Source organism: Saccharothrix ecbatanensis (assembly GCF_014205015.1).
GTDB classification, from domain to species: domain Bacteria; phylum Actinomycetota; class Actinomycetes; order Mycobacteriales; family Pseudonocardiaceae; genus Actinosynnema; species Actinosynnema ecbatanense.
Window position 1 is genome coordinate 3,377,465 of record NZ_JACHMO010000001.1, and the last position, 25,110, is coordinate 3,402,574.

Below are 25,110 nucleotides of genomic sequence, written 5' to 3' on the forward strand. Positions count from 1 at the left end.
AACACGGGCACAACGGACTCACTGCAGGACCAGCGGCGCGAGGGCCGGCGCGACGCTCAGTTCTCCACGCAGCAGGGACAACTTCAGCGGGGTGTCCGGTGGCAGCTCCCGGCGCAGATCGTCGGAGATGTAGTCCATCGTGGCGATGCGCTCGGCGTAGTCGAGGAACCGGTGGCACCCCACGGCCCGCACGTCGGCCGGGCGCGGGGCGTCGAGCACGTCGGCCAGGGTGAAGCCCCCGGCCGCGGTGGACTGGATGACCTCGACGGCCGACAGATGACGCATGGCTACCCGTTCGAGGAACAGCAGGCACGCGAAGTGCCGGTACAGCACGTACTCCGACGCGCCGGTCCACTTCGACGACTCGCTGGTGGCCAGGAATGCCCGCCAGAACGGCACGCCGTGCGCCTGTTCCACCCGGCGGGTCAGCTCCGCCGACACCACCCGTTCGAACACCATGTGGTGCTGCATCCCGCTGAAGTGGTCCACTGGACGCCACCCCGGCACCAGGCGGGCTGCGGCGCTCAGCGCCGAGTGGCGCAACGGTGCCGCGGCTCGCGTGCCGTTCACCCAGCGCAGCGGATATCCCATGGGCAGCCGTGCCCGGCCGTCGTGATCCACGAACGACACATCGGCGACGAATGCGATGTCGGCGTCGACGACCAGCACGTGATCCGGCGCGTCGGCGTCGAGCAGGTCGAAGCAGCGCAGTTTGAGCAGCTGTTGGAAGTACCACGACGCGTTGGGGTGAGGTGAACCGGCGGCCCGCAACGCGTCCCGGATCTCCCCGATGCCCGGCTCGATCGATGTCTCGTCCAGCCATCGCACGCGTTCATCGGCCGCCGTCACCGGGAACCGCGACACGACGTGCACCGCGCGAACGGGGTTGCGGCAGTGGCGCAGCACGGAATCCAGGCACAGCCCCACCTCACCCGCGTCCTTCGGCGCGATCGGGATGACCACGTCCAGTTCCGGCAGGCTCACATCGACGGCAGACGGCACGAGGTCATCCTCATGTGGCCACGGGCCGCACGCACCGCCGATCAGCGGAACCGCGTCATGTGCCGGGGCCGGTCCTCCACGTCATGCGCCGTCCTTGCTGCACCCCCGCCCGCTGCTCGTCGCGTCGGCCGACGACCAGGCACGGTGCCACCTCCGAGCGCCGACGGGTGACGGGTTGCGATCGTGCCGTAACGCACCGCAAGGCCGGGCGATATGACCTGTGGCACTCATCGAGGTCCGGCTCGACCGACTCGGGCGACGCCGGTCCGACACCAGAGAGGTCTCACGGATGAACGGAAGCAAAGCCGCCTTACGAACCGCCGCCGTCTGCCTGGTCGCCACCGCGACGCTGTCCGGCGCGGCGCCGACGGCGCACGCGGCAGTCGAGCAGTCCTGCCTCGTCAACGAAGTGGTGGCCTTCAGCGAGCCTGTGACCAACACCCCGAAGACCGTCACGGTCACCGTTCAGGGCCAGCTCTTCAACTGCACCAACGGCTCCGCCGCCACCGGCGCCTACACCGAAACCGCCACGCTGCCGAACTACACCTGCACCTCGCTCTTCTACCAGGGCAGCGGCACCCGCGTCTTCACGTGGACCGACCCGGCCGTCGCGCCGAGCACGTACTCCTACAACCGGACCTCCAGCCGGGTCGGCGCGAACATCGTGATCCTGCTGTTGGGCTCGACAACGTCCGGCACGTTCACCGCAGAACCGACGAAGATGCAGCTCACGGCGCTGAACCCCGATCCGATCGCCTGCGCGACCACGGGGATTTCCCATCTGACGCTCCTGGGTGTCCTCACCGTGGGCGTCTGACCGAGCGCCGACGACCAGTCGGCTCCCGTCATCCTGGGCAGATCGGGTTCCCGTCCAGGTAGTACGTGGGGCCTCCCTGGACGTCCATCTTTCCGTAGAGGCACGAGGGTGCTGCCTTGTCGTAGAAGAAGATCCAGTCACCCGCCGCGGCCGGCAACCACGCGCTGTAGGAGGTATCACCGGCGTAGTACCACCAGGCGAGCCGCACGGTGACCGGATCGCCGTCGTACTTGCGGTACGACAGCGTGACGAGACTCTCGCCCTCGCCGGAGCCGTCAACGCTCATGCAGAAATTTCCGTTGCCGATGTCCTGGCAGTAGGTCTGGGCGGCGGCGGTTCCGGTTGCCGTCACGGTGGCCGCGGCCGTCAGGGACAGGGCAGCGGCGAGCCGGGCTGTCTTGGAGAACATGGGTCTTCGACTCCTCTGATCATTTTGCGACTAGGTCAACGAACCGTGGGACGGATCGAGGGGAGACCGGGATCCAGGCGTCAGCAGATCGGGTACTTGTCCAGGTAGAACTCAGGGCCGCCCTGAACCTCCAGACCTCCGCCGTAGCAGTCGGACCCGGTCCGCAACTCCCGCCATGAGGTCACCTCGCCCGCCGCGATCGTCCGCCAATCGCTGCGGACTTCCGGGGGGAAGTTGCGTGGCTGGTAGAAGAAGCGGACCGTGGCCGGGTCGCCGAAATGCTTCTCGTACCACATCGACACCACCTCCGTCGGCTCGCCGGGCTCGCCGGTGTCGTCGACGGACATGCAGACGGTGCCGTTGCCGATATCCGTGCAATGGCCGTCGGCGGCGGCGGTACCGCCCGCCACCGCGGTGGCGGCCACGACGAGCGGTAGCACAGCGGCCAGACGGGCCGTGATTCCGGGCATGGTCATGTACTCCTCGATCGAGTGCGAACGAACGCAGGTCGTGTCAGATCCCCAGTTCTCGTAGTTTCTCGGAGTAGGTCTCGGCGAGCAGGTCCACCCCTGCCCGGTTCGGGTGGAACGACTGCGCGGAGTGCGGCACCAGGTCGCTCAGCGGCCGGTCTCCCGGTGTCTTGTCGAGGATGATCGTGTTGATCGCCTTCGACGCGCTGCAGATGCGCCTGCCGGTGAACCGGTCCGTCGGATCGGCGAAGTGCACCCGGTCTCCGGCCGCGGCCACCGCGGCCTGCACCGCCTCCCGCATCAGGCCGGCCATCTCGTTCAGCCAGTTGCTCTCCTGCTTGCTGATCAGCCCGGTGCAGTCGGTGTCCGGCTCGAACATCGGCGCGTACCCCAGCACCACGATCCGCGCGTGCCGGGCCGTCAGCTTGATCTCGTGGAGCAGGTCGGTGATCGCCGGAGTCACGCCGGTGCGCAACCGTTTCGGCAAGGCCACCTTGAGCGGTTCCGTGTCACCGGCGAGAGTGCTGTCGAAGCAGTAGTTGACCGCATCGGTGATGCACTTCGTGATCACGTCACTGAAACCGGCGTCGTTGCCGCCGACGGTCAGCGAGACCAGGGTGGTGTTCTCGTCGAGGAAGCCGCGGTCGAGTTGGGACACCTCGCGGAACATCCCGGGGCCCTTGGCCCTGATCTCGTGCGTCCGCGCGCCGGAGCACGCCAGGAAGTGGAAGTCCACGTGCGGAGACCGTTCCTCGACGAGCGTGCGCACCGGCACGTCGCCCAACGAGCTCAGCCTGCCCAGCAGCGGCCAGCCGTCCTTCGAGCGGTGGCACGCGTTGCGGTGCACGTTGTCCCCGTTGTTGTCGGTCTCGCGGTAGAAACGCTCGCCGGTGGCGCCACCGGTGCCCTCACCCGAGGAATAGGAGTCGCCCAGTGACACGATCTGGTGCTCGGGCTTGCCCGGCAGCGGTTCGAAGGCGATGGCGTCCCAGGCCACGTCCTCGATGCCGTTCCACGCCTTCTTCGGCTTCGCCGGATCGGGCTTGTTGTCCTTGGTGATGTTGTCGAGCGACACGCTCGGCACGCCGGTGAACTCGAACACGCCGAGCGACACCCAGCTGTGCTCCTGAGTGCGCTGCAACAACACCCGCTCGTTCGGCACGGTGCCGTTGCCGCGGTCGACGCGGTAACGGGCTTGCTGCGTGTGTGCCCCGTGGTCGGGCATGTGCACGAGGACGCGTGCCCACCCGTTCATCGGCCGGTTCAGCCGCCATGTGCCGGTGACCTTCAGCTTGTCCGCCGGGCCGTTGGTCCACGTGTGCGCGAACCAGAAGTGCGCGCCGTAGCCGCCACCGATCTGGTGCGTGTCTATTTTGGATGGATAGGAGCCGTCGCCCGCGAAGGTGAACTGGAAGGTTCCGGAGTTCGGCGCACGCACGCACGACGGGTTGCTCACCGGCGCGACGCCATCCGGGACGTCGTCGATCACCAGCGCGTTGGCCGGAAGGCCCGCGTCCGTGCCGGTGCCGCACCGCGGCGGATAGCTCGAGCCCCTCGGTTGCCTCGGCGCGTCCGGGTTCAAGAATCGCAGCATCTCCTGGCCGCACCGGTTGTTCTCCTCCACCCAGCAGTCCTTCCACTCGATGGTGCCGTTCGCGAGTTTGCCGCCGACGCCGAAGTGCACCCAGCACCGCAGGTCGTACTGCTCGGCCGCGTTCCGGTGGTGGCACGGACCCGCGGGTTCGCCGATCACCTCGGGATCCGTCGGCTCGACCTTCGTTCCCCACCTGCAGTCGTTGTCGTAGACGGGCGGCTCGTTCTTGCAGAAGATCTGCGGGGGCGGTTGCACGAAGTCACGGGCCTGGTCGTCGAGCCACCCGCCGCCGCGGTAGCCGGGCACCGGCTTGCCCGGCGCCTCGAAACCCCACACGGGGTACGCGGCGAACCCCATCACCTTCTCCGGGTAGGGCCAGCGCTGCGGTGTCGCCAGGTCCTTCGGGTCCTTGCCGAACGGGGTGCGGTCAGCGGCGTAGCGCGGGTTCGCCGGGTTGTTCAGCCAGCCGAGACCCCAGGCGCCGTTCCTGCCCTCCTCGAACCGCTTGTCGTAGGCGTGAAAACCCGAGTTGTAGGCCCACACCACGTAGAACCAGCTCTCCAGTCGCCTCGGGTTGCCGCCGTTGACCTTGAACCTGGCCAGCTCGTTCCACTTGCGGTGCAACAGCTGCAGGCCGGCGGCGAGGTTCGCCTCGTAGCTCGTCGCGATCGCGTGCTGCTGCTCGTACGGCAGCGCGACCTCACCCGGCTTCTCCCTTCCCTTCATGCGCATGCCGTCCGTCATCTGGGTCATGCCGTATCCGCAGTCGGCCTTGTCCCAGCGGATGTCCCACTCGTTGGCGGGGTTCTGCGCGCTGCCGACGAAGCGGCCGTAGTAGTTGCCGATCAACGGGTTGCCGGCCTGTCCCGGCATCACCGCGCGCCCCGCCTGCCACAGGTTCGACTCCTGCGCCATCACGCCGAGCAGCAGCTGGGCGGGCACCTGGCCACCGCGCTCGAGTGGCGGCAGCGGGAACATGCCCTGCGCCGGCAGCCTGCCGTACACGGCGTAGTTCGCTGCCCACTCCACCTCCCTCGGCGTCGGCTGGTACACCTGGACTGCCGGGTCGTTGCGGGCGACCGAGCACATCCGTTCGGCCTCGACCGTGTCGTGCGGCGACCCGGCCGCGCGCGACTCGGGTGCACTGCCGACCGGCGCCGGCGTGCGGCCGGAGCCGGCGTTCGGCGAGACGTTCCGCGCCGGGTGCACCGACGACTCGGTGCTCCTGCCGGTCGCGGGCACCCGCACCGTCAGCTTGACCGGCTGGGCCTCGGTCGGTGTGACCAGCTGGTCCGCGGGGCGCGGCGGCGGTACGACGACACGGCCTGTGGTCGACACCGTGGCGTCTTTGTCGTCGGTGAGCACGACGGCGTCCCGGGCCTGGACCTGGTCGGCCTTGCCGGTGAGGAACACCGTGCCCTGTGCGGAACTCGCGATGCCGAGATTCCGCAACCCTCCGGTGGCGAGGGTGGTGGTCTTGGTGTCGTGCACCCGGCGCACCGTCGCACGGTCGCCTTCGCGGTCCACGAACACAACGCCGCCATCCGCATCCGCCCGGATCCGGTGCGGTACGGACGACGCCTTGGCAAGTCGGCTCCGCTTGCCGTCCTTGCCGACCTTGACCAGCATGTTCAGGTCCGCGGCCACGATGCCGTCCCGCGTCGGCGTTGCGGAGGTGAGCTGGCCGGGCACGTCGATCGGCGCGGCTGTCGTCGCGCTCGCGGCATCCAGCTCCAACAAGCGGGTGCGACCGAGGTCCTCCGTGCCCTCCTGGGTGAGCACCGCGGTCTCGCCCGTGCCGCAGCCGGGGTTGAAGTAGGCGAGGCTGGTGTGCACCGGCAGCTTGGTGACCTCGCCGGACGTCAGGTGCACGACAGCGGTGAACCCACCCCGGCCGGTCAGGTCCGGTTCGTTGGTGAACGTCCTCGGCGCGTACACGACGACAGCGCGGTCCCCCGAACCGGTGACGCACGCGTTGCCGATCCACCGGTCGGTGTCGAACCCCGGCTCGGACAGTGTGGCGGCGGTGCGCCACGCGTAGCCGTCGCCCGCGTCGGCTACCAGCACGTGGAAGCCGTCACCGTCGCCGGACGTGGTCCACGCCCGGTCGCCGGAGGTCTGCCAGCCTGAGCCGAAGACGCCTTCCGGTGTCTCTGGTGCGGCTGACGCGGTGATCGCGGTGATCGTCGAAAGCAGCAGTGAAGCTGTGAGCACGGCCGGAATCGACCGTTTTCCGTCCCGTCGCACGTGTCTCTCCTGGTGGTGAAGGGATGTGCCCGAACGATGCCCCACACACCCTGCGACAACCCCGCCGAGAACTTGAATCAGCAGGTCCAGCGGTCGCGCGACCGTTGCGCCGGCCGAGGGGTGTGACGATCCTCGGCGTTGTCGCGCCGCTCGAGGGACGGGCGGACCGCCTCCGTCCAGACCTTCTACCCGACTACCGACTGACGCCGGTGTCCAAGAGCTTCGATTCGATCTCGGCAGCGTCAGGGTGGGCCAGCGGTTCGAGGACCTCGAGCGCTCGCGTCCACGCTCGGCACGCCCCGGGCTGGTCGCCCGCTGCCTGCAACGCGTCGCCGAGGTGGTCGAGGCTCTTCGCCTCCAGGTAAGGGCTGCCCAGTTCGCGGAACAGGGCGAGTGCGTCCCGGTAGCACCGCGCGGCCTCGGTGTACTGGCCGAGGCCGTGGTGCGCACGTCCGAGGCAGTGGAGGTTGTGGGCCCGGCCGTCCCGGTCCCCGATCCGGTCCAGCAGCAGTTTCGCTTCGGCGCAGTGGGCGAGGGCTTCCGCGTGCTGGTCGGCCTTGCCGTGGTACCAGCCGATGGCGGTGAGGATGAACGCCTCCCACACGCGGTTTCCCGCCTCGCGGCACAGCCGCAATGCCTTGCGGGCGTGCACCAGCGCCGTCGTGTTGCGCTGACGCAGGTCGTAGGCCGAGCTGAGGGAGAAGTGGGCGACGGCCATACCGGTGGTGTCGTGCACGCGCGCGGAGAGGTCGAGCGCCCGTCGCAGGTGCTCCAGGGCTTCGTCCTGGTTGCCCAACAGGATTTCGGCCCTGCCGAGCAGGTGGTGGCTGGTGGCGCGGGCGACGTCGTTGTCGAGGCGGTCTGCAGCCGCGAGCGCCGTGCGCTGGGTCTCGGCGCGGTACGCCCAGTGCCCTCGCCTGCTCAGGTACGTGCTGAGCACCCACGGCAACTGCCACGCGTGCACGTCCAGGCGCGCGCGGGCGGCTTCCGCCGTCGCGGCCAGCAGCGTGTCGTGCTCCGCGGTGAACCACTCCACAGCCCGGTCGTAGTCGGTGACGGGCAACTGCGCGACGTGCTCCTGCGCCGCCGTGAGTGTGATCGGCGGCCAGTGCGGCGCCAGGTGTCGTTCAGCGGCGAACCCGGTGTGCAGGTAGAAGTCGAGGCACCGGAGCAGCGCGGTCCGCCGGTCGTGCGCGCTGTCCTCCGACTCGGCCAACTCGGCCGCGTACGCGCGGAGCAGGTCGTGCGAGCGGAAGCGGCCGGGGCGGTGCTCGTCCACGAGGTGCGTCCGCGCGAGCTCGCCCAGCAGGGCACGGCCGCGCGAGGCCTCGACCCCGGCCAGCGAAGCCGCGGCGAACAGGTCCGCGTCGGGGCCGGGGTGCAGGCCCAGCAGTCGGAACAGGCGGGCTGCGTCGGGGCTCAGCGTGCGGTACGACGACGAGAGCACCGCGCGCACGCCCGATGTCGTGCCGTCACTCTCCAGCACGTCCAGCCGTGCCCGTTCGTCCCGCAGTTCGCCGGCCAGCGCGCTCAGCGGGAACGTCGGGTTGCCCACCGCGCGGCCCGCTATCACCGCCAGGGCCAGCGGCAGCCGGGCGGAGTGCGCGACGAGCTGTGCCACCGCGTCCGGTTCGGCGGCCACGCGGTCCGGACCCACTCGTCTGGCGAGCAGCGACACCGCCTCCGACTCGTCGAGCACCGTGAGGAGGACGGGCACGGCTCCCTCTCTGGCGACCAGGCAGGAAAGCCGGTCACGACTGGTGACCACCGCGAGGCAGTTCACGTCACCCGGTAGGAGGGGCCTGACCTGTTCGGCGTCGTAGGCGTTGTCCAGCACCACCAGCACCCGTCGACGGGCCAGCAGACTGCGGTACAGCGCGGCCCGCGCGTCCACATCGGTCGGAATCTGCTCCGGTGGCACGCCCAGCGTCTCCAGGAGGCCTTGCAGCGCGTCCGCCGGGCGCAACGGGCGGCCCACCCGGTCGAACCCGCGCAGGTCCACGTACAGCTGCCCGTCCGGAAACGTCCCGGCCTCGCGGTGCCCCCAGTGCAGTGCCAACGACGTCTTGCCCGATCCGCCGGCGCCCGTCACCACGACGACGCCCGCGGCGGCATCGCGCGCGTCGTCGAGCAGGTCGAGTTCGCGGGTGCGGGAGACGAACCACGGTGACGCCGCGGGCAACTGCCGAGGCACCGGCCCCGGTGCCTCGTCCTCCCGCCGTGCGGAGGGAATACGCGGCACATCCGAAGCGAGCATCTGCTGGTGCAGGCGTTGCAGCTGATCGCCGGGCTCAACCCCGGTGTCGTCCACGAGCCGTGCGCGGAACTCGCGGTACTGTGTCAATGCCTCGGTCCGGCGCCCGCATCGGTACAGGGCGAGCACGTGCTGACCGGCGATCCGCTCGTCGAACGGGTTCGCCGCGGTCGCGGTGGCCAACTCGGCCAGCAGTTCGTCGTGCATCCCGAGGTCCAGTGCCACGTCGTAACGCTGGACTTCGGCGGTGAACCGCTCTGCCAGCAGTCGATCGCGCACCGACGCCAGCCACGGACTGTCCAACTCCTCGAACGGCACGCCACGCCACAGCCGCAGGGCGCGGTCGTACAGGGCCAGCGCTCGCCGCTCTTCCGTCGCTTCGCGAGCTTGCCCGAGCAGGCTTCGGAACAGGTGCAGGTCGACGGTCCCGGCATCGACGTGCAGCACGTACGCGCCGCCCCGGCGGGCGATGTCGAACCCCGCGACGTCCCTCAGAGCGGTCCTGAGTCGACTGATGTAGCTGTAGAACGCGTGCCTGGCCCGGACAGGGGCCCGCTCACCCCACACGCGGTCGACGAGCTGATCGGTGGTCACGGTCCGGCCGGCCTCGATGAGCAGGACCGCGAGCACGCACCGCTGGCGGGCGTGCCCGATGTCCAGATCCCGTCCGTCGACCTGAACGCGGACGTCGCCGAGCAGGGCGAACTCCACACCCACAACGCCCCCCTCGCTCCGCCCGAACTCCTTCCCCCACCTGCCGATTCAAGGTTAACGCGGTGAACGTGCAGGAATCATCACTCGAAGTAGTGGCGCTGAGGCCGGTGCTCGTCCCGGCTCGAACACGGACGGTGGCGCCGACCGCGACACGAACGCGACGGCCGCAGGCGACGTCCACACAGGAGGCGCGCATGAAGCTCTGCCGTCCACGCGCCCGACATCACCGAGCTGCGCGGCGCCTGCTCAGCGAGCCGACAGGGCCGCGATCACGTCGTCCGCCGTGACCGGCACGGAGAACATCGGGTAGTCGAAGCGGAGCGCGTTGTCGTGCTCCTCCTGCGAGGTGGCCGCGACGCAGTCGGTCAGCGTGACGACCTTGTACCCGTTCTCGTAGCCGCTGCGCATCGTCGACTCGACGCAGCAGTTCGTCAGGAACCCGCCGAGCACGAGGGTCGTGATGCCCTTGCTGCGCAGGATGAAGTCGAGGTTCGTGCTGGCGAACGTGTCCAGCCCGCGCTTGCCCTCGATGACGATGTCGCCGTCGCGCGGCGCGAGGTCGTCCACGATCGCCGCGCCCCAACTGCCCTTCACGAACGCCTTGCCGTCCACCACTCCCTTGAGGATGCCGTACGGGTGGGCGGAGATCTCGTTGTAGCCCTCCACGAACGAGATGGGCGCGTGCATGACCGTCACACCGGCCGCGCGCGCCGCCTCCACCAGGGCGACGGTCTTGGGCAGCATGCCGGTGCTGCCCATAACCCCGCTGACCGCGCCGTGCAGCACACCGCCCTCGCTGGTGAAGTCGTTCTGGTACTCGATCAGCACCACGGCGGTCGTCTTCGGGTCCAGCGCCAACTCGGTCATCGGGCAACTCCCACTGCTCGGCGGCGATCGCGGGATCGATTCAACGGCACCGCAACCGCGCCGGCAATGCGACGTACGGGTTCACTCCCCCGCTCGTGAACACACCCACCGGCGGCCTCGCCCACTTCCCCGGCACACCGGGCATCGCGTTCACGAGGCCGCTGCGCTGATCCGGGTCACCGGCCCAACCAGATCGGCTGTTCCGACATCGGCGTGGTGGAAGGCTTCGACGACCGTTTGCACCCGCAGGGCCGTCTCGAAGTCGGCCAAGCAGCGCGGGTTCTCGCCACGAACGACGTCCGCGAACAGCGAAAGCCGGGTCGCCTCGGAACCCCGCGGTCCCACCAGGGTCACCGGTTGCCACCCGCCGCCATCGGACACCAGCAACTCACCCCAGTTCCGCAGCAGGTACGAGCGGCGGGTTCCCCACAGGATCCACTCGTAGAGCTCAGGCCCCGCAACACCGGAGAACGCGGACACGTGCACGGGAACCTTGCCCGCGCGAAGGAACCCGCGGGCGGCGACTTCGCTCGCGCGTGGATCGGCGAACGGGGTGTCGATCCCGACGTCGACCGGGTCCAGCGGCCCCAGCAGGCGATCGGTCAGGTACACGAAGTGGGACAGGACCTCGCGAACGAACCCGCCCTGGTCCCGGCCCGCGAGCCACGCCGCACCCGCCTGGAACTCCCGTGGCCACCGGGGGAACGACAATCGGATGTCGATCCCGCAGACCTCGCCGACCTCGCCCGCGGTCAGACCGCGCTCGACTTCGAGCACGGCGTCGCGGTCCGACAGCGCGAAGTTCACCGCGCCGACAGCACCGCGCTCGGACGCCGCCCGCACCATCCGGCGCCCGTCCGCCAGGCTGATCGCCAGTGGTTTCTCGCAGAAGACGGCCTTACCCGCCCCCATCGCGGCGATCGCGAGATCCGCGTGGAACATCGGCGGGGTGGCGATGTAGACGGCGTCGACATCCGGCGACTGGATGATCTCCTGCGCGTCGGTCGTGAACGTGACGGCCGGATGTGCGGTCCGCACGCGGTCGATGGCGGCCGGATCGATGTCGGACGCGCGGACGACGGTGTACTCGGGATGGGAAGCCGCCGCGGTGAGCATCTCGACGCCCATCGCGCCGAGCGCGACGATGCCGAGGCGGAGGGGATCGGGCCGGTCTGTCCGAGATCGCATGCGCCCAGCCTCGACGGGGCGGCCGGTAACGTCAATCTACAATATCCGAATGGGACCGTTAAGCGTTGACTTCATGGATGACCTGCGCCGGCTGCGGGTGCTCCGGGAGTTTCGCGAACGCGGGAGCATCACCGCCACCGCGGCAGCCCTGCACCTGACCCCGTCGGCGGTATCGCAGCAGGTGGCCAGGATCGCCCGCGACGTCGGTTTCGAGGTGCTCCAGCACGTCGGACGGCGGGTGGTGCTCACGCCGCGGGGACACGCGCTGCTCGCCCACGCCGACACCGTCTTCGCCGAAGTCGAACGCGCTCGCCACGAGCTCGATTCGTGGGATGACAGCGTTCGCGGAACCATCGCGATCGGCGCGTTCCCCACCGCGATAGCGGGCCTCCTCCCGCATGTGCTCGACCGGGCCCGCGACGAGCTCCCGAACGTCAAGATCACGGTGACCGAGGCCGAGCCGCCCGCCCTGTTCGACGAACTCGACGCGGGACGTCACGACATCGCGCTCGCGGTCAGCTTCACCGGCTCACCCCCCGCGGGCGACCCGCGCTACCACCGCGTCGACCTGGGTCCCGACGAGCTGGACATCGCGCTGCCGCCCGGCCACCCGCTGCTGGGGCGGGAAGAACCGGCGCTCAAGGACTTCCAGAACGACTCGTGGATCATGGGCGACGGCCAGGGCTGCTGCGGCGCCATCACCGCCACGGCCTGCGCCGCGGCCGGCTTCACCCCGGACGTGGCGCACCGGACCAACGACTGGCAGGCCCTCGCCCAACTGGTCGCCCACGGCCACGGCGTCGCGCTGATCCCCCGACTCGCCCAACGCGACCTGCCCGGCGCGATCACCATCCGCCAGGTCACCATGCCCCGCCCACAGCGGTGGCTCTTCGCCGCGGTGCCCGAAGGCGCCCAGCACTCGCCCCTGATCACCACGACACTCGACCTGCTCACGTCCGTGCGGAGACGAGCGGCGCCGTGAGTCGAGCCCGGTGGCCGCGATCACGCCTGGCAGACGGTGCGCCACGATGAGCATGCGGATCCGGCTCTCACGCATGGTCGTTCCCCTTCGGGATGCGCAGCTCCACCTCGGTGCCGTGACCGGGACTGCTGCGGATGCGGACGCCGCCGGCCATGCGGTGCACCCTGGCCAGTACCGACAGCTTCAGGCCGAGCCCGCCTGTGTCCTGGTCGGGCGGGAACCCGACACCGTCGTCGCGGACGGTCACCGTGATGTCGCCGCCGTCGGGCAGCACGGTGAGCCAGACCTGGTGCGCCTGCGCGTGTTTGACCACGTTGGTGAGCAGCTCGGCGACCGCGGACGCGATCTCGGTGGCCATGCCCGTCGGCAGCGGGAACGGGCCCGCGGTGATGAGGCGGACTGGGACGTCGTCGTAGCGCTCAGCGAGTTCGGCCAGTCGGGCGCGCAGCGACACGACGCCGGGTGGCGGTGGGTCCGGCTCGGCGTCGCCCAGGCCCCGTAGGGCTGACTCCTGCCGGGCGATCCCCTCCGCGACGGCATCCAACGCCGGCCCGGCGGACAGCTCCCTGACGCTCGCTCGCAGCCGGCCGAGCTGCTGCAACACGTCGTCGTGGATCTGGGCGACGATCCGCTGCCGCTCGGCCATCCGCGCGGCCCGCTGCCCGTCGCGGGTGGCCCGCTCGTGCAACGCGTCGAGCTGGCGGGCAGCCGCCCCGATCGTGCCGCCGAGCAGCACGTAGGACAGCCCTCCGCCGATCATGGTCAGCACCTGGAGGAAGGACAGCCCGTCCAGCGCGATCTCGTTGGCCGCGTAGGCGAAGGGCAGGGACGAGCCGAGGATCAGCCCGGCCGCACAGCCGCCGCGCAGCCGGTAGACGACTCCGCAGGCTGCGATCGCCGCAGCCGGGTAGGCGCCCATGAAGGACGGGTGATTGGTCAGCATCGCGTGCGGAGGGTAGATGTGGCCGTACACCACGGTCAGCGCGATGGCCACCGCCACGTCCGTCGTGAGCACCAGCCTCATCCGCCGGACCGCGGTCATCGTGAGCCAGGTCGTCCAGCAGCCGGTTGCGAGCAGCGCGATTCCTGCCTCGACGGGTCGCTGGATCTGCCCGCTGATCAACGCCACGACCAGCATCCAGCCGAACGCCAGCCAGCGCAGGGCGAGCACCAGCAGTATCGGCGCCGGATGTCTTGGGCCCTCCGACATCTACGGCACTCTGACGATCACTGGGGGCGAGAACCTCGTGCAGGTCGAGCGGCGCACGAAATGCTTCTCGCACGCCTGAACCTGCACCATGTAGGTGGTCGCCGGGCTCAGGTCGCGCACGGTGAGCTCGTAGCCGGCGACCTCGCGCTCCACGCGTGACCGTGCCGGGCCGCTCTCCGGCCACCAGGCCACGTTGAACGCGTCCGCGGCCTGGTACCGCCAGCTCAGGCGAATACCTGCCGCGTCGGAGTACGCCGTGGTGATGCAGGGCCAATCGAGGACTTCGCAGGGGCCGCCGGGTTCGCGGGCGACGGAGTGGCGCCGTCCCATGTGGACTTGTGGTGTTCCACCACTGTGCAGCACGATCGCGCCGCCGCGGAAATTCACGTAGCCCACCGTGTGATCCGCCGACTCCTCGATCGGTTCGCCGAGCCGCCCGGACGGTCCGCCCTCGGCGGCCCACGCGGCGAAGATGACCAACGGCATCACCATGAGGCGGTCGGACCGCGAGCCGTACATCACGTAGTCCGGCCCGAATCGGGTGCCTCGGTTCGGTGCGTTCCAAGGCGTGTAGCGCACGCCGCCGGCACCACTGCGGGTGTCACCGGCGGGACAGCCCGCCCCGGTTTGTCCATCGTTGTGCCGCAACCAATCGCGGACGGGCGCATCGACGACGAACGGAGGGCAGAAGCGGCCGGCCGGGTGCTGGTGGGCGAGGGCCACGACGACCACGCCGGCCGCCAGCCCGACCGAAAGCAGCAGGCCCGATGTGCGAATCGCCAGCGCCCGCGCGGATGGCCGGTCGGGCCGCGGGCCAGGGGCCAACGCGACAAGCATCCTGGCGACGCGTGCCTGCCTGGCGGCCCAACCCACGGCCAGCGGCAGGCACACGGTGAGCGCGCCGCTGAACGCGACGAACGGGTCGGCCCCCACCCACTCGCTGGCCAGCGCCAAGAGGTACATGACCGCGAGGACGGTCGCGCCCGAGAGCCGCACCCAGCGCCACCAGAGTGGCGCGGTCAGCCAATGACGCGCCCAACCCAGCGCGACGCCCCAGATCTCCGGATCAGGGAATCGGTTCCCACTTCGCGCCTGCCGGACCACGGCCCGGCGTGTCCGGAAACCGAGCTGCCACCACGCGACCTGCGCCCCCACGATCTCGGCGAGAGCGCGATGCCCTGCGTTGGCCCCGCCGATCGACCCCACAAAGCCAAGTCTGCTGGTTCGCGAGTCCGACCACACTCGTCCGCATGGGTGCAGAGCGGATGGGCATCCTCACCCACGGTCACGTGGGTGACAGTGGAACTTACCCGCCCTGCCGTACCAGGTCAGGATCGGTGCGGGACCGGACTTTCAGGCACACCTGCCCGCGAGTCCAGCCGGCCCGCGTTTCGGCTGAATCCGATTCACGTCACCCAGTTGATTCCCCAGGAGCTACTCGACATGATACGCAAACTCGTTTTTATCGCGGTGGCGGTGGTCACGCTCGGGATGGTGACGGGAGTATCGCCCGCGCATGCCGCGCAGGACTGGCGGTGCACCATGACCGGCAGCTTCAGCGACCTCAATCCGCCGTACTCGACCCATTGGCGGGTCGGTTCCCGCACCGTCGGCTCGTCGAGCAGGGCTGTGTACTGGCTGCACGAGAAAGCCGTGAGCGGCGGGTACGTCTTCGACAAGGCCGATCGTGCCCACTGCGATCCCCCTTCACCGTTGCTCTTCCCGGTGATCGGCATGCAGCCACAATTGTTGGTCGGGCAGCCGGCCTGCACGTCGCCGGGAACGTTCTCGGAGGTCAAAGACGGGAAAATCGTGACGAATCACTTCGTCGGCCAGGTCCGCAGCTACTTCAGCGGCACCTTGTACCCGTTCCCGTACACGTTCCGGGTCTGGCACGTCGAAGTTCAGCACCAGCCGGGCGTGTGGACATGGGAAGGTGGCCTCCTCGCCCGGTGCTGAAACAAGACACACTGGCCGAAGCGGCCGGGTACGAGTTCACCCCGCGCGACCTGCGGCCCGGCACCTCCTACGTGCTCGAGGTCGCGGCGTGCGACAAGCGCTTCCTGCTCCGGTCCGCCTGCGCCCGGCCGTCCTCCCGGGTGCAGGCGGACCGGCTGGATGGCTGTAGTCGGGACGTCCCGAATCAATGCTGCTTGCGCCGGCTCGCGTTCGGGTGGATGTTGGTCGTGGCCGGCCCACCGTCCCGGAACCGAGGTGGAAGCCCGTCCCGGCGGGCGACGCCCCGGATGCGCGACTGCGGAGGGTATGACCTTGGAGGACGTGGTTCGGGTGCTGGTCGTGGACGACCACCCGATCACCCGTGACGGTGTCCGGGCCGGGCTTGAGCGCAGCGGCCGTGCGGTTGTCGTGGCGGAGGCGGCGGACGCGCCGACCGCTTGCCTGCTCGCCGACCAGGTGCCGATCGACGTAGCCCTGGTCGACCTGCGACTGGCACGCGACAGCGGTCTCGACGTGATCCACCACCTGCGCTCGCACTGGCCCGCCGTGCGGATACTCGTGCTGTCCCAAGCACTTCCCCGGGAGGTGCTCACCGCGATCCGGGCCGGTGCGCACGGCTGGATCACCAAGGCTGCCACCTCGATCGAACTGGGCGAAGCGGTCACGGCGGTGCTGACCACGTCGGTGATCCCCGCAGAGCTCGCCGCCCACCTCGTCGGCGAGCTCCACCGGCAGACCCCACCGCTCACCGGCCGCGAGCAGGACGTGCTGCGCTGCCTGGCCAAGGGCTACGACAACCGTGAAATCGCCGAAGACCTCGGGATCGCCCTGCGCACCGTCAACCGGCACCTGGAGAACATCCGCGCCAAGTTCGGCCGCCACCGCCGTTCGGAGCTGATCCGCATCGCCCGCGACCTGAACGGCTGACGGGCCCCTGCGCGCGCCGCGTCCGGACGCCTGGAGCCCTTGTCCACAGCGTGTGTATGGCCCCGCGCGGGTGCGTGAGGCCATACCCCGTGCGAGGAACGTTATCGCGGTGGTTGTTGGCCGCTCAGGCTGCAGCCCGCAGGTGAGCAGGGTGGCCGGACCCGTGGGTTGTTGTCACGGACCGGAGGCTCCCGGCCGACGTACACGGCCGCCGCGGCCGCCGAGCCGAGTACCGCCACGTCCAGAACGCATGAGTCCCGCCAGGCCGGCGGGACCCCGGCGTTCTGGCAGACGCGGTCCGCCGACGCCCACGTCCAGTAGTCGAGGCTGTCGATGTGGAACGGCGCCGACGGAATGCCCGACGCCACCGCGTTGCAGGGCTGGAGCAGTGATGCGATGGGAGCGACCCGCCAGCTCGGGCCGAAGACGTTGTAGAGGTCGTTGAAGGAGACCGGGACGTAGAACACGTGCCCGTCCTTGCCTTGCAGCGCGGCGGGGTTGTTGTCCGGGTGGCCGAGCAGACCGCGCACCGTCGTAGGCCAGGTCGCGAGACCGACGTCCAGGTTGACGTGATGCGGGGTCGCGGTCCGGTTCGGGGTGACCCGGATGCTGTTGCCGGCCTGGTCTTTGACGTGATAGGCGCCTTCGACGTTCCGGATCTGCACCCCGCTCGGCAGCGACAACGTGTCACCGGGGACCAGCGTGGTGGTGCGTCCGTCCACCACCAGGCGCGTCCCTTCGCAGATCGCCACCCGGGTCGAGCCCATCCTCGTCGCGACCGATTGGTTGACGGACGTGTTCGGCCAGCGCTGGCCACCGGACGTCTTGCGGGTCTGCACCTCGAACGCGGTGCCGACCTGCGCCTCGACGAAGTCGCCCGTCGCCTGGAAGTCGTAGAGCAGACCGCCGAACGTGACCTGGTGGGTGTCCCCGATGGTCGTGGCCGCGTTGCAGGCCCCGGTCAGCCGGTTTTCGGGATCGTCCAGATTGATCATCTTCTCGTGGAAGAGGATGGCGGGCCCCGGCTGGATCCTGGGCGGTTTCGGCAGGACGAAGTTGAGGTTGTTGCTCTCGGAGCTGAAGCCCGCGGCCACGCACTTGGGCTCGACTGTCGTGCCGTTGACGATGTCCGTGCGGACACGGAAATCCGCGCCCAGGTTGAACTCGGCAACCGAACCGTCGCCGTAGCCGAACACGTTGTACTCGACCATGGTCCACGCTGGTTTGGGACCGAAGACGTTAGGGCCCGGCGCCAAGTAGAGCCGTGTTCCGTTCATGAAGGTGGCAACGTTCTGCACGATGTCGCCGACCAGCCGGTAGTTCGACATGGCGTCCCTCATGAGCGGCATGTTCGGAACTGGAGCCGCCGCACTCTTCAAATAGCAGGAGAGTTTGCCGCCGATCGTGACGCTCTCCCAGTTCAAACCCATGCCCGGCGAGTCCGGGCAGGTCCCCAGTGGATCATCCTTGTACGACAGCAGCCAGTACTCGATGAAGACCTTGCCGCCGGTGGTGCCGTCATTGGCGAACACGAACTGCTGCCAGCCTCGACACAGTTCCGGTCCAAGCGCGCACAGCGAGGTTTTGAAGAACTCGGTGTTGAGCTGAAGCGTGTACGCGTTGGTCACCACACCATGCCCGGGCACGGGCGACTTCACGCTGATCGGGCCGGTGCTGCCGTTCATGTCGAACGAGCCGGTCGCCTGGGTGATGGGCTGCGCGGCCGGCATTTCCGCGACGACGCCGGCGCCCTCCCCGATGTTCAGCGGAGTCGGGTCAGGCGCTTTCGGCGCCATCGGAACCGATGGCGGGGCCACGCATTCGATCTTCTCCCACGCCATCGAGGGGTAGTCGGCGGTAGCGCACCCCTCGGTCAAGGAGTTCACGTTCTTGGCCATCATCGCCTGCCAGGCTTGCAGGTTCTCCGCGGTCGCCGGCACGTTTGCCGTCGCGCCGACCTGGGTTCCCGCCACCAACATGACCGCCATCATGGCGATACCCACAGACCGGCGTCTTGTTCCACGTTTCCGCGGCAAATGCGTCATCGATTTCCTTTCCTGGGTCGACGGTCGGGCCGTCTTGCCTTAGGACATCGATCCTAAACTCAGGCCGACCACGGAGGCAGCCGTCCGCCTTACCCATGACCAATGGGCAAACTTGCCCATGCGCACCTCGGCATTTCGTCCAGCGGAATTGATGCGACCGACCGAATCGGCGCGGCAAATTCAGGCCGTCGTGGCACTTGATCTCAACCCTGATGTTTCGCCTACGCCCGGGCGCGACCACAAGAAAGGACACCGGTTCCGGTGGGGTGGACCGGCAGGGCGACGTCAGGACGGTTTGCGCGATCCTGGCGGGCGTTGGGTGGTCCAGCGACTGGTCAGGGCGCGACCGGGCCGGGCTTGTGGTGCAGGTAGGGGCCGATCCAGTCGACCGCGTCACGGGTGGGACGAGCCGGTGGGGCGGGCCGGAAGTTCGCCGCGTCGTCGATGCTGCCGGTGCCGTCGTAGCGGGCGGTCAGCGGGTACGGGAACACCGGTCGGGTGCGCACCACCTCGCCCTCTGCGTCACGGCCGGCGGCGATGATCCGGTCGGGGGCGGTCCCGTGCTCGACCCACGCCAGCAGCGCGCGAATCGGGTCGAATTCCGTCAGGCCGGTCCCGCCGAAGCAGTGCTGGAGGCCGGGCACCATGAACACCCGCGCCCAGCGGCGGATGTCCCGGTCGTCGTGCCGCGCCAGCCGTTCGTAGTAGTCGAGCAGGCCGCGTGGCGGGATGCCCTGGTCGCTCCAGCCGTGCCAGAGGATCAACTTGCCGCCCGCACGGCGGAATTCGCCCAGGTCGAGGCTCATCGCGTTGCCGCGGGCGCCTTCCACGCCCAGCCGGGCGAACTCGCGGGTGGTGAACTCGACGTCGGCCAACGACGAGTGCGGCGTGCCGATCGGGTAGCCCATGTACTTGAGGTAGTTGTCCGCGAGCAGTGCGGCCAGCGAGGCGTCGCCGAACTCGGGGACGGGGATGACCCAGCCGGCCCAGGCCAGTTCGGAGCCGCGTTCCTGCCCGGCCGGGTAGAGCCGCCTACCGTGCGCGTCGGTGGGTCCGGCGTACAACCGGCGGACCGCGTCGACCTGGGCCGGGGTGAGGCACGTCGGCCGGTCGGCACCTGGCGGGCAGACCAGCGCGGCCGGGTCGTGGTCGCACCGGCGCGGGTCGTCGATCTGGCCGTCCACCAGGCCGTCGATGTGGTCGCAGTGCCGCATGACGGCGTCGTGCAGGGCGGGCAGCCGGTCGGCGGTGAGCACCGGTCGGCCATCCGCGCCGGTGTTGGCGCGGGCCAGCCAGGCCTGGTAGACGAGCAGCGGGGACAGGTAGTTGGCGGGTGCGCCGGCGATGATGCCGTCGAAGTCGTGCGGGTACCGCTGGGCCAGTAGCAACCCTTCCCGACCGCCGGTGGAGCAGCCGCTGAAGTAGGAGAACGACGGCGGCTCGCCGTAGAAGTCCTCGATGATCCGCTTGGCGGCCATCGACACCACGTGCGGCGCGCGGAACGCGAGGTCGTCGCGGGCAGGCTGGTCGTCGGCGGCCCACGTGCCGTCCGTGGACGGCACCGGGCCGTGGCCCACATGCCCGTCGTCGGTGGTGGCGACCGCGAGGCCGCCGACCTCCGCGCCGCAGTCGGGGAACGACGGCGGCACAAGCGCACCGCAGTACCCGCCGCAGCCGTGCTGGAGGTAGCGGCCCGTGTAGGTGGTGATGGGCAGCTTCAAGTGGAATCGCACCTGCGGCTCGACGTACCCGAGCACCGCGCAGTGCGCGGCCTCGACGCCCGCATGCACCGGCTCCGCCCGCGTCACGTGTGCGCGCGTACCCGGTATCGCGAAGTCGCGGACCAGGTTCGCGCACTCGACCACGGGACGGACCGTGCTGCTCCGAGCCGTGCTGCTCCGAGCGGCCGACGCGACGGAACCGGAGGTCAGCAGAGAAGCCATCAAACCGACGACCACCAGCAAGCGGATCACGCTCACCTCATTCTGGGTCAGGGACGACCACGGACTCCGATCCGACCGTAACCCCACCCGCCGACCACCGGCAGGTCTTCACAGCCGAACGCGCGGATCACCGCACTCCCCCAGCACGACGAACACCCGAACCGCCGGCCGTTCCGGACGAGCCTGCCGTGCCGTCCTCTCAGGCGATGGGCGCCTGCCTTCCGACCTCGCCGCGGCAAGGCCAGACCGACTCGACGTCACCGAAACGCCTGGTCGGGCGGCGACCACCTGGGCCCTCCCTCGCAGTGGGCCTGGTGATCGCCTCCTCGACATCGCTCACAGGAACGGCCGCACCTCGACCTTCCGATCGCAGACCTTCGACGCCTCGGTGGCGAGCTTGAGCGCCACGTCCAAATCAGGTGGTTCGGTGGTCAGGGACTTCAGGCCTTTGCATACTGCGGACGCCCGGCCGGCCGGTAGACCTGGATCGTCACGCCCTTTGAGTCGACGCGCGACTCGACCAGGTCGAGCGCGAGATCCGGGCCGGTCTCCGGGAACAATCGCGCGCCCTGGCCGAGAATCACCGGGACCACGATCAGAGTCATCTCGTCGACCAGATCGTTCTCCAGCAGCCACCGGGTCAGGGCGGCACTGCCGTGCACCTGCAGCTCACCCCCCGACTTGGCCTTCAGGTCCGCGATGGCGGCCGCGACGTCTCCGGACAGGACGGTGGTGCCAGACCATGCCGGATCGGCGAGGGTGGTCGACGCGACGTACTTGGGCCGTGTGTTCAATGCCAGCATGACGGGCTCCCAGCCAGGGACGTCCTGGACCGTCAACGATCCCCAGGAGTCGGCGAACAGCTCGTAGGTCCGCCGGCCGAGCAGGAACGCGTCGGCGCGCTGGTAGGTCTGGTTGATGAACGCGTGGGTCTCGTCGTCACCCTTCCCCCGCGCCCATCCGCCGCGCTCGAACCCGTTCCTGCGGTCCTCGTCCGACGTGTGGCCGTTTCCCTGCATCACTCCATCGAGGGTGATCTGAGTCATGGTCGTCAGCTTCATGATCGCTGTTCCTCACCTGGGCGTCGCCGCCCCTCGTGGGCGGCCTCACCCCTGCTACGAACACCACCACCCCGATCCGACAACGCCCCCCGGATTTCTTTGAAGAACTTTCCGGGACGCCAGGCCGTCAGCGATCCAGCGACGCAACGGGTTCGCGGCGACCGCGCTCCACTTCCTCGAGCGCGCCCAGCGCGAACAAGCGCTGGGACCAGTGGTGGCCGGCGTCGAATACCTCGGGCCCGACGTCAGGGCCGGTGTCGGGCAAGAGCCGCGTCCCTTGGCCGACCACCGGCGAAGATCTCGTAGGTCCGCCGACCGAGCAGGAAAGCGTCTGCGAGACGCGACGAACTCATCGTCAACCCACCGGGGCGTGCGCCGTCATCCCGGACCACCGGGATGGGCGAGGTCGTAGGCGCGGGAGACCTTCTGGGGTACCACCATCCGCCACGCGTCCACGACGAGCTCGCGGGCCTCGGTCGGGTCCAGCGCGGCGAGCTCCGCGTCGACCCAGTTGAACCGCATGTCCGACTCCGACGGCAGCCGAAACTTCTCCGGCTCGCCGGCGACGAGCGGGGCGCGCTCCTCCTTGGGGAACGCGAACCCCATCACCACCTCGTCGAGGGAGAACGCGACGTAGACGATCTGTTTGACCCGGAACTTCAACCGGCCGCGCACGTAGACCGGGTAGGAGCGCTCGAGCTCCGAGCCCAGTGCGCGAACATCCTCGATCACCGCCATGACGCCTCCTCATCCGAGGACGAGGGCCGCCAGGTCGCGCACGGTGCGCGCAGGTTGCCGGTCGTCCGGGGTCGTTACCATCATCAGGGTGCCCTCGATCAGCCGGTGCACCTGGTCGGCCGCGCGCTCCGGGGCTGCGTGGTCCATCTCCTACAGCTCCCGCATCAGGCGCTCACGAAGCCGCCGGCAGAACCCCTCGGTCTGGGCATGGAATCGGACCACCACGGACCACGACGACAGCGTGATGGTGACCGGGGCGGGCCCCATCTCCCAGGTCGTGTCGGTGCGCCCGCGGTCGCGCCTGATGGACGGACGCCCCAGCCGGGCCGCCCCTTCGCGCACCGCCGGCGTGAAGAGGTCGCCGAGGAAGGCCCTCGTCGCCGGTGTCTCCTCCGTGACCACGTCCGCGATCCGGAAGCGCACGAACGACACGGTGTCGATGCCGGACATCGTCACCCCCGGTGGTGTGAAGGCCGGGTTGACCAGGAACCCCAGCCCGTCCTCGACCTCGATCGCCCAGCCGAGGCGGTCGACCGCCATCCGCTGGGCATCGGCGCGGGACACCGGCCAGGGGACACCGGCCCAGAAGTCGACGGCCTCCCAGACGCGCGACCAGGCGTCGATGCCACGCAGGACGTTCCCCTGCAGCTCATAGTGCGCGATCACCGCGGCTCAACGCCTCGATGCAGAGTTCTGGAACCCCACGGGGTGTTCACCTCACCTCACCCCACCGCGAGCCGCCAGAGCGAGGTGACTTCGACGCCTCTCGCCGCGTGCAACGGATCGTCAGGATCGGACGCGCGCGGGTGGCACGGCCGGGTGTCGAGCCGATCGACGATGGACAACCCCGCCGCGTCGAACGCGCCGAGCAGCTCGTCACGCGACCGCAGCCCGAGGTGCTCGGCGAGATCGGACAGCACCAACCATCCTTCCCCGCCGGGCGCGAGGTGCTTGCCGAGCCGGTCGAGGAACGCCTTGAGCATCCGGTTCCCCGGGTCGTACACGGCGTGCTCGATCGGCGAGGTCGGCTTGGCGGGCAGCCACGGCGGGTTGCACACCACCAGCGGCGCGCGCCCGGTCGGGAACACGTCGGTCCGCTCCAGCCGGACGCGGTCGCCGAACCCGAGCCGGTCGAGGTTGTCGCGCGCGCAGTCCAGCGCCCTGGGGTCCAGGTCGGTCGCGACGACCGACTCGACACCGCGAGCGGCCAACACCGCTGCGAGCACGCCGGTGCCGATGTCGAAGGCGAGTTCCCTTGACGGCAGCGGCGCCCGCGCGACCAGCTCGACGTACTCCCCACGCACGGGCGCGAAAACTCCGTAGTGCGGGTGGATGCGGCCGTCGAGGCCCGGCACCTCGACACCGTTGATCCGCCACTCGTGCGCGCCGATCACGCCGAGCATCTCCCGCAGCGACACCACGGTCGGCTCGCTGTCCGGACCGTACGCCGCGAGGCACGCCTCGCGAACGTCGGGCGCTCGGCGCAGCGGGACGACGTAGCCGGTTTCCATGGGCACCAACAGCTTCCCGAGCAACCGTGCGCGCCGGGCTTGGCGCTGCCGGTGCAGGTAGAACGCCTCGACGGGCGACTTCGGAGCGTGCCGGCGGCCGGAGCGGTCCGCCCGCCGGGTAACGGCTTTGATCAGTTGCCGTGCGTTCTGGAAGTCCCCGCGCCACAGCATCGCCTTGTCGGCGTTGGCCAGCCGGTGTGCCTCGTCGGCCGTGAGACCGTCGTCGACCACGACGATCTCGGCCGGCGGCGGCGCGCCGCTCTCCGAACGCCAGCGGGCGCTGAACTTCTCGCCACCCTCTACCCAGCGGACGTGCATGACTTTTCCCGTCCTGTCGTCCACGCCGCTCAGTGCCCGGCGAGCACGGGAGTGGACCCGGGGCGGGACTCGTCTGATGCGACAGCCCTGCGCGGCAACAGGAACGCGGGAACCAGGCACACGACCATCAGCACCAGCGCCCACAGCAACGTCGAGGCAAACGACTCGGCGACGGCCCGGGCGGCGGTATCGTGCGTGCCGGGATCAGCCGGCGCCGTCGTGGCCGCCAACGGGCCCTGGCTCGTCGGCACGCCGAACTGCTTGGCCGGCAACGCAGCCAGCACGATCGACATGACCGCCGCGCCGATCGCGCCGAACAGCTGCTGGATGGTGTTCGTCGCCGTCGAGGCTCGCGCGACCTGGTCGTGCCACAGCTTCTGGAGCGCGGCGACCATGATCGGCATCATGGCCGAGGCCGAACAGACGACCGCTGCAACCTTGAGCACATCGCGATCGAGTTTGTCGGTGGCCGGTACGGCGTCACCGGAGGTGGGAGGTCCAGCGGGGTTCATGAAGTCCGTTCCGTTGAGCACGCGAAAGCCCGTGGACCCAAGCAGGGACGGCACAAACGTCCGGGGGATCGACACAGGGCACGACGAGTCGGCGTTCCGGCGAGGGACCGCGCACGGACCTCGGACCGGAACTCACACGGACTTCGTCAGCGTATGACCGCTGCGTGCACAGGAGTCGTCACGAACAGTGACGTTAGCAGGGCCGACACCGCTATCTCAAGAAAGGGCCAACACCGCAGGTGGCGCGGCGGGAGCAGGCGTTTCCTGACCGGCCCTCCAACATGCCATGACGAACTGATGTCGCGAACCGCTCCGCTCTGACGGTAGACACCCCGGCAGCGG

General features: G+C 69.5%; 21 protein-coding genes. 4 read left to right on the forward strand and 17 right to left on the reverse strand.

Going from position 1 to position 25,110, the window contains the following annotated elements; genetic code table 11:
- Positions 1-18 precede the first annotated feature (18 nt).
- The gene (locus tag F4560_RS14390) at positions 19-1,002 is read right to left on the reverse strand and encodes a DUF6492 family protein (protein WP_184920333.1); all 984 of its coding nucleotides are present in this window, start codon (positions 1,000-1,002) and stop codon (positions 19-21) included.
- A 289-nt stretch (positions 1,003-1,291) separates the two neighbouring features.
- On the opposite strand from F4560_RS14390, the gene F4560_RS14395 reads away from it, so the two are divergent.
- Positions 1,292-1,819, forward strand: coding sequence for a hypothetical protein (locus F4560_RS14395; RefSeq protein WP_184920335.1), 528 nt, complete (start codon positions 1,292-1,294; stop codon positions 1,817-1,819).
- Between the two features lie 28 nt (positions 1,820-1,847).
- Here the strand turns inward: F4560_RS14395 and F4560_RS14400 are convergent, their stop codons facing one another.
- The 6 genes from F4560_RS14400 to F4560_RS14425 all read right to left on the reverse strand — a co-directional run bounded on the left by F4560_RS14400 (position 1,848) and on the right by F4560_RS14425 (position 11,562).
- On the reverse strand, positions 1,848-2,228 hold the full coding sequence (locus F4560_RS14400; protein ID WP_184920337.1) for a hypothetical protein: 381 nt from the start codon (positions 2,226-2,228) through the stop codon (positions 1,848-1,850).
- A gap of 80 nt (positions 2,229-2,308) precedes the next feature.
- A complete protein-coding gene (locus F4560_RS14405; RefSeq protein WP_221483494.1) occupies positions 2,309-2,704 on the reverse strand; it encodes a hypothetical protein in 396 nt (131 codons plus the stop codon).
- 37 nt (positions 2,705-2,741) lie between these two features.
- On the reverse strand, positions 2,742-6,506 hold the full coding sequence (locus tag F4560_RS46150; protein ID WP_184920341.1) for a GDSL-type esterase/lipase family protein: 3,765 nt from the start codon (positions 6,504-6,506) through the stop codon (positions 2,742-2,744).
- Between the two features lie 226 nt (positions 6,507-6,732).
- Complete coding sequence (locus F4560_RS14415) at positions 6,733-9,510, reverse strand: AfsR/SARP family transcriptional regulator (RefSeq protein WP_184920343.1); 2,778 nt, start codon at positions 9,508-9,510, stop codon at positions 6,733-6,735.
- Positions 9,511-9,753: 243 nt separating this feature from the next.
- Complete coding sequence (locus F4560_RS14420; protein WP_184920345.1) at positions 9,754-10,374, reverse strand: cysteine hydrolase family protein; 621 nt, start codon at positions 10,372-10,374, stop codon at positions 9,754-9,756.
- Between the two features lie 150 nt (positions 10,375-10,524).
- Complete coding sequence (locus F4560_RS14425; RefSeq protein WP_184920347.1) at positions 10,525-11,562, reverse strand: Gfo/Idh/MocA family protein; 1,038 nt, start codon at positions 11,560-11,562, stop codon at positions 10,525-10,527.
- A gap of 73 nt (positions 11,563-11,635) precedes the next feature.
- Here F4560_RS14425 and F4560_RS14430 point away from each other — a divergent pair, with 73 nt between their 5' ends.
- Positions 11,636-12,544, forward strand: a complete 909-nt coding sequence (locus tag F4560_RS14430) for a LysR family transcriptional regulator (protein WP_221483495.1) — start codon at positions 11,636-11,638, stop codon at positions 12,542-12,544.
- A 67-nt stretch (positions 12,545-12,611) separates the two neighbouring features.
- Here the strand turns inward: F4560_RS14430 and F4560_RS14435 are convergent, their stop codons facing one another.
- Positions 12,612-13,754: a sensor histidine kinase gene (locus tag F4560_RS14435; RefSeq protein WP_184920351.1), complete on the reverse strand. Its 1,143-nt coding sequence runs from the start codon at positions 13,752-13,754 to the stop codon at positions 12,612-12,614.
- Positions 13,755-14,960 (reverse strand): fibronectin type III domain-containing protein, encoded by a 1,206-nt coding sequence (locus tag F4560_RS14440; RefSeq protein ID WP_184920353.1) that lies wholly within the window; start codon positions 14,958-14,960, stop codon positions 13,755-13,757.
- 237 nt (positions 14,961-15,197) lie between these two features.
- Here F4560_RS14440 and F4560_RS14445 point away from each other — a divergent pair, with 237 nt between their 5' ends.
- Together F4560_RS14445 and F4560_RS14450 are read left to right on the forward strand one after the other, a co-directional pair.
- A complete protein-coding gene (locus tag F4560_RS14445; protein WP_184920355.1) occupies positions 15,198-15,713 on the forward strand; it encodes a hypothetical protein in 516 nt (171 codons plus the stop codon).
- 306 nt (positions 15,714-16,019) lie between these two features.
- Positions 16,020-16,640: a response regulator gene (locus F4560_RS14450; RefSeq protein WP_184920357.1), complete on the forward strand. Its 621-nt coding sequence runs from the start codon at positions 16,020-16,022 to the stop codon at positions 16,638-16,640.
- 101 nt (positions 16,641-16,741) lie between these two features.
- Here the strand turns inward: F4560_RS14450 and F4560_RS14455 are convergent, their stop codons facing one another.
- The 8 genes from F4560_RS14455 to F4560_RS14490 all read right to left on the reverse strand — a co-directional run bounded on the left by F4560_RS14455 (position 16,742) and on the right by F4560_RS14490 (position 24,651).
- Complete coding sequence (locus F4560_RS14455; RefSeq protein ID WP_184920359.1) at positions 16,742-18,619, reverse strand: VWD domain-containing protein; 1,878 nt, start codon at positions 18,617-18,619, stop codon at positions 16,742-16,744.
- A 401-nt stretch (positions 18,620-19,020) separates the two neighbouring features.
- On the reverse strand, positions 19,021-20,628 hold the full coding sequence (locus F4560_RS14460; RefSeq protein ID WP_184929144.1) for a tannase/feruloyl esterase family alpha/beta hydrolase: 1,608 nt from the start codon (positions 20,626-20,628) through the stop codon (positions 19,021-19,023).
- Positions 20,629-21,068: 440 nt separating this feature from the next.
- A complete protein-coding gene (locus F4560_RS14465) occupies positions 21,069-21,689 on the reverse strand; it encodes a dihydrofolate reductase family protein (protein WP_184920361.1) in 621 nt (206 codons plus the stop codon).
- A gap of 378 nt (positions 21,690-22,067) precedes the next feature.
- A complete protein-coding gene (locus F4560_RS14470) occupies positions 22,068-22,427 on the reverse strand; it encodes an MmcQ/YjbR family DNA-binding protein (protein WP_184920363.1) in 360 nt (119 codons plus the stop codon).
- A 9-nt stretch (positions 22,428-22,436) separates the two neighbouring features.
- Complete coding sequence (locus F4560_RS14475; protein ID WP_184920365.1) at positions 22,437-22,574, reverse strand: hypothetical protein; 138 nt, start codon at positions 22,572-22,574, stop codon at positions 22,437-22,439.
- Between the two features lie 3 nt (positions 22,575-22,577).
- The gene (locus F4560_RS14480) at positions 22,578-23,093 is read right to left on the reverse strand and encodes a DUF6301 family protein (protein WP_184920367.1); all 516 of its coding nucleotides are present in this window, start codon (positions 23,091-23,093) and stop codon (positions 22,578-22,580) included.
- A 56-nt stretch (positions 23,094-23,149) separates the two neighbouring features.
- Positions 23,150-24,256, reverse strand: coding sequence for a methyltransferase (locus F4560_RS14485; RefSeq protein ID WP_184920369.1), 1,107 nt, complete (start codon positions 24,254-24,256; stop codon positions 23,150-23,152).
- A 29-nt stretch (positions 24,257-24,285) separates the two neighbouring features.
- Entirely contained in the window at positions 24,286-24,651 is a 366-nt protein-coding gene (locus F4560_RS14490; protein ID WP_184920371.1) for an MFS transporter, read from the reverse strand.
- Between the last annotated feature and the right edge of the window lie 459 nt (positions 24,652-25,110).